At 51.1% G+C, this 5,608-nt stretch carries 2 tRNA genes and 2 rRNA genes; all 4 read left to right on the forward strand.

The features are described from left to right. The first annotated feature begins 237 nt into the window (after positions 1-237). The 4 genes from DCO45_RS22340 to DCO45_RS22355 all read left to right on the forward strand — a co-directional run bounded on the left by DCO45_RS22340 (position 238) and on the right by DCO45_RS22355 (position 5,499). Positions 238-1,766, forward strand: a 16S ribosomal RNA gene (locus DCO45_RS22340). Between the two features lie 167 nt (positions 1,767-1,933). Further along, positions 1,934-2,010 (forward strand) — tRNA-Ile (locus tag DCO45_RS22345). A 148-nt stretch (positions 2,011-2,158) separates the two neighbouring features. Then, positions 2,159-2,234, forward strand: a tRNA-Ala gene (locus DCO45_RS22350). Between the two features lie 386 nt (positions 2,235-2,620). Beyond that, a 23S ribosomal RNA gene (locus DCO45_RS22355) occupies positions 2,621-5,499 on the forward strand. Together the 16S and 23S rRNA genes with 2 tRNA genes alongside form the textbook arrangement of a ribosomal RNA operon. Positions 5,500-5,608 lie beyond the last annotated feature (109 nt).

Genomic DNA, 5,608 nt, shown 5'->3' on the forward strand with positions numbered 1-5,608 from the left:
AAAAGCTGTGCTACAATACAAGGCTTCGCTGATCGCGGCGAAGGGGATCTGAGGGTTGAGGCTCTTGGGTCAGGTCTTTAAAAATTAACAGCCGATAAGCGTGGGCGTTTGGTGGCGATTGCCATATGTTCTTCGGAGCAAAACAAGCGCTCACTTTAAACAGTAATGATGAAGATCTTAGGATCTTTTTTATTCCGTCAAGTGAGTGAGTAGTCGAGAGACTTTAAATTCAAGATCGAACTATAGAGTTTGATCCTGGCTCAGATTGAACGCTGGCGGCATGCTTTACACATGCAAGTCGAACGGTAACAGGTCTTCGGATGCTGACGAGTGGCGAACGGGTGAGTAACACATCGGAACGTGCCTAGTAGTGGGGGATAACTACTCGAAAGAGTAGCTAATACCGCATGAGATCTAAGGATGAAAGCAGGGGACCTTCGGGCCTTGCGCTACTAGAGCGGCTGATGGCAGATTAGGTAGTTGGTGGGATAAAAGCTTACCAAGCCGACGATCTGTAGCTGGTCTGAGAGGACGACCAGCCACACTGGGACTGAGACACGGCCCAGACTCCTACGGGAGGCAGCAGTGGGGAATTTTGGACAATGGGCGAAAGCCTGATCCAGCAATGCCGCGTGTAGGATGAAGGCCCTCGGGTTGTAAACTACTTTTGTACGGAACGAAAAGCTCTCTTCTAATAAAGGAGAGTGATGACGGTACCGTAAGAATAAGCACCGGCTAACTACGTGCCAGCAGCCGCGGTAATACGTAGGGTGCGAGCGTTAATCGGAATTACTGGGCGTAAAGCGTGCGCAGGCGGTTATGTAAGACAGAGGTGAAATCCCCGGGCTCAACCTGGGAACGGCCTTTGTGACTGCATAGCTAGAGTACGGTAGAGGGGGATGGAATTCCGCGTGTAGCAGTGAAATGCGTAGATATGCGGAGGAACACCGATGGCGAAGGCAATCCCCTGGACCTGTACTGACGCTCATGCACGAAAGCGTGGGGAGCAAACAGGATTAGATACCCTGGTAGTCCACGCCCTAAACGATGTCAACTGGTTGTTGGGAATTAACTTTCTCAGTAACGAAGCTAACGCGTGAAGTTGACCGCCTGGGGAGTACGGCCGCAAGGTTGAAACTCAAAGGAATTGACGGGGACCCGCACAAGCGGTGGATGATGTGGTTTAATTCGATGCAACGCGAAAAACCTTACCCACCTTTGACATGTACGGAAGTGACCAGAGATGGACATGTGCTCGAAAGAGAACCGTAACACAGGTGCTGCATGGCTGTCGTCAGCTCGTGTCGTGAGATGTTGGGTTAAGTCCCGCAACGAGCGCAACCCTTGCCATTAGTTGCTACGAAAGGGCACTCTAATGGGACTGCCGGTGACAAACCGGAGGAAGGTGGGGATGACGTCAAGTCCTCATGGCCCTTATAGGTGGGGCTACACACGTCATACAATGGCTGGTACAAAGGGTTGCCAACCCGCGAGGGGGAGCTAATCCCATAAAGCCAGTCGTAGTCCGGATCGCAGTCTGCAACTCGACTGCGTGAAGTCGGAATCGCTAGTAATCGTGGATCAGAATGTCACGGTGAATACGTTCCCGGGTCTTGTACACACCGCCCGTCACACCATGGGAGCGGGTCTCGCCAGAAGTAGGTAGCCTAACCGCAAGGAGGGCGCTTACCACGGCGGGGTTCGTGACTGGGGTGAAGTCGTAACAAGGTAGCCGTATCGGAAGGTGCGGCTGGATCACCTCCTTTCTGGAAAACAGCTTCGCTGTTTCGGTGGATGCTAACTTTGTGCAAACAAAGTTAAGTGCCATCGGCACGGCAGGAGCCAAAAAAGCAATCAAGATTGAACGCCCACACTTATCGGTTGTTGGAACACAAGCCAGGTGGCTAGCTCACAAGAGCTCGCTGCGTGGAATGGGTCTGTAGCTCAGCTGGTTAGAGCACTGTGTTGATAACGCAGGGGTCGTTGGTTCGAGCCCAACTAGACCCACCATAGATTCCAACGGATTAGAGGTTGAGCTTATGCCGCTTTAGTTAGTCGATGATTGACTAGAGCCAAGCAGTGCGAGGCGTCTGGTGCGAAGCACACTGATGTGTGTGAGCAGCGGGCAACGAAGCAATGCGCCGGCTATAGGCAATCAGGGGGATTAGCTCAGCTGGGAGAGCACCTGCTTTGCAAGCAGGGGGTCGTCGGTTCGATCCCGTCATCCTCCACCAATACTTTTACTGATAACTTATCACTCAACACCAAAGCGGTTTCGCAAGAGACTGTTTTGTTGTTGATTCCGGATTCCCGGATCAAACGGCTGTTCTTTAAAAATTCATAGAGTCGAAAATCAGCGTTGCTGGTGGAAACTGCACATTCGTAAAGGTTTAGTGCAGACCGTGCCACCAGCAACAATTTGATTGCGTCAAAACGAATGAAACTTTGCGAGAGCAATTTTATTCAGTAATGACGAATATTCTTCAAGAATGTGGATCTGGGCGACCAGGTCTACAGCAAAGATATTCACATTACGGCATAACGCGCGAGGTGAGAGACCTCGCAAAGCAGTTGCTTGGGTTCTTGGCTTGAGATCTAGAGATAGATGTCAAAGTTATAGGGTCAAGTGACTAAGAGCATGTGGTGGATGCCTTGGCGATGATAGGCGACGAAAGACGTGATAGCCTGCGATAAGCTTCGGGGAGTTGGCAAATAAACTTTGATCCGGAGATTTCTGAATGGGGGAACCCACCTAGCAATAGGTATCGGCAACTGAATACATAGGTTGTCGAAGCGAACCTGGAGAACTGAAACATCTAAGTACCCAGAGGAAAAGACATCAACCGAGATTCCGATAGTAGTGGCGAGCGAATTCGGAAGAGCCTTGCAGTGATAGTCAGTGTGTTAACAAAACGGAATGGAAAGTCCGGCCATAGTGGGTGATAGCCCCGTATGTGAAAACGCATTGGTGGTACTAGGCTGCAGACAAGTAGGGCGGGGCACGAGAAACCCTGTCTGAATATGGGGGGACCATCCTCCAAGGCTAAATACTCATCATCGACCGATAGTGAACAAGTACCGTGAGGGAAAGGCGAAAAGAACCCCGGGAGGGGAGTGAAATAGATCCTGAAACCGCATGCTTACAAAAAGTCGGAGCCCTTAGGGGTGACGGCGTACCTTTTGTATAATGGGTCAGCGACTTACATTCAGTGGCAAGCTTAACCGAATAGGGAAGGCGTAGAGAAATCGAGTCCGAATAGGGCGACAAGTCGCTGGGTGTAGACCCGAAACCAAGTGATCTATCCATGGCCAGGATGAAGGTGCCGTAACAGGTACTGGAGGTCCGAACCCACTAGTGTTGCAAAACTAGGGGATGAGCTGTGGATAGGGGTGAAAGGCTAAACAAACTTGGAAATAGCTGGTTCTCTCCGAAAACTATTTAGGTAGTGCCTCAAGTATTACCTGCGGGGGTAGAGCACTGTTTAGGCTAGGGGGTCATGGCGACTTACCAAACCTATGCAAACTCCGAATACCGCAGAGTACAGCTTGGGAGACAGAGCACCGGGTGCTAACGTCCGGACTCAAGAGGGAAACAACCCAGACCGCCAGCTAAGGTCCCTAAAACGGGCTAAGTGGGAAACGAAGTGGGAAGGCTAAAACAGTCAGGATGTTGGCTTAGAAGCAGCCATCATTTAAAGAAAGCGTAATAGCTCACTGATCGAGTCGTCCTGCGCGGAAGATGTAACGGGGCTAAGCCAGTTACCGAAGCTGCGGATGCACAGTTTTACTGTGCGTGGTAGGAGAGCGTTCTGTAAGCCTGTGAAGGTGTCTGGTAACGGATGCTGGAGGTATCAGAAGTGCGAATGCTGACATGAGTAGCGTTAAAGCGGGTGAAAAGCCCGCTCGCCGTAAGCGCAAGGTTTTCTACGCAACGTTCATCGGCGTAGAGTAAGTCGGCCCCTAAGGTGAGGCAGAGATGCGTAACTGATGGGAAACGGGTCAATATTCCCGTACCGATGTGTAGTGCGATGTGGGGACGAAGAAGGTTAGCTCAGCCAACTGTTGGATATGTTGGTTCAAGCCTGTAGTCGTGCTCGGTAGGCAAATCCGCCGGGCTAAGATGAGGGGTGATAACGGGTCTGCTTGCAGACGAAGTGAGTGATACCCAGCTTCCAGGAAAAGCCACTAAGCTTCAGCTACACACGACCGTACCGCAAACCGACACTGGTGCGCGAGATGAGTATTCTAAGGCGCTTGAGAGAACTCAGGAGAAGGAACTCGGCAAATTGACACCGTAACTTCGGGAGAAGGTGTGCCCTCAGTAAGTGAAGTTGTACAAACGGAGCTAAACGGGGTTGCAAAGAATAGGTGGCTGCGACTGTTTAATAAAAACACAGCACTCTGCAAACACGAAAGTGGACGTATAGGGTGTGACGCCTGCCCGGTGCTGGAAGATTAAATGATGGGGTGCAAGCTCTTGATTGAAGTCCCAGTAAACGGCGGCCGTAACTATAACGGTCCTAAGGTAGCGAAATTCCTTGTCGGGTAAGTTCCGACCTGCACGAATGGCGTAACGATGGCCACACTGTCTCCTCCTGAGACTCAGCGAAGTTGAAATGTTTGTGATGATGCAATCTCCCCGCGGAAAGACGGAAAGACCCCATGAACCTTTACTGTAGCTTTGTATTGGACTTTGAACAGATCTGTGTAGGATAGGTGGGAGGCTTTGAAGTGAGGATGCTAGTTCTCATGGAGCCAACGTTGAAATACCACCCTGGTGTGTTTGAGGTTCTAACCTTGGTCCATTATCTGGATCGGGGACAGTGCATGGTAGGCAGTTTGACTGGGGCGGTCTCCTCCCAAAGCGTAACGGAGGAGTTCGAAGGTACGCTAGTTACGGTCGGACATCGTGACGATAGTGCAATGGCATAAGCGTGCTTAACTGCGAGACTGACAAGTCGAGCAGATGCGAAAGCAGGACATAGTGATCCGGTGGTTCTGTATGGAAGGGCCATCGCTCAACGGATAAAAGGTACTCTGGGGATAACAGGCTGATACCGCCCAAGAGTTCATATCGACGGCGGTGTTTGGCACCTCGATGTCGGCTCATCTCATCCTGGGGCTGTAGTCGGTCCCAAGGGTATGGCTGTTCGCCATTTAAAGAGGTACGTGAGCTGGGTTTAAAACGTCGTGAGACAGTTTGGTCCCTATCTTCCGTGGGCGCTGCAGATTTGAGGAAGCCTGCTCCTAGTACGAGAGGACCGGAGTGGACACACCTCTGGTGTATCGGTTGTCACGCCAGTGGCATTGCCGAGTAGCTATGTGTGGAAGAGATAACCGCTGAAAGCATCTAAGCGGGAAACTCGTTCCAAGATGAGATCTGCCGGGGGCTTGACCCCCCTGAAGAGTCGTTCTAGACCAGGACGTTGATAGGTTGGGTGTGGAAGCGCAGCAATGCGTTAAGCTAACCAATACTAATTGCTCGTGCGGCTTGACCCTATAACTTTGATTGGCCCCGCCTTAGATGGGGCCCAATGCAAAGAACACTGCAACTGCAGTTATGCCCAAAGCGCAATCAAATTTAGCTGATAAGACTCTATGAATTCGC

Source organism: Comamonas sp. JNW, assembly GCF_003105075.1.
In the GTDB taxonomy this organism is placed as follows: domain Bacteria; phylum Pseudomonadota; class Gammaproteobacteria; order Burkholderiales; family Burkholderiaceae_C; genus Comamonas; species Comamonas squillarum.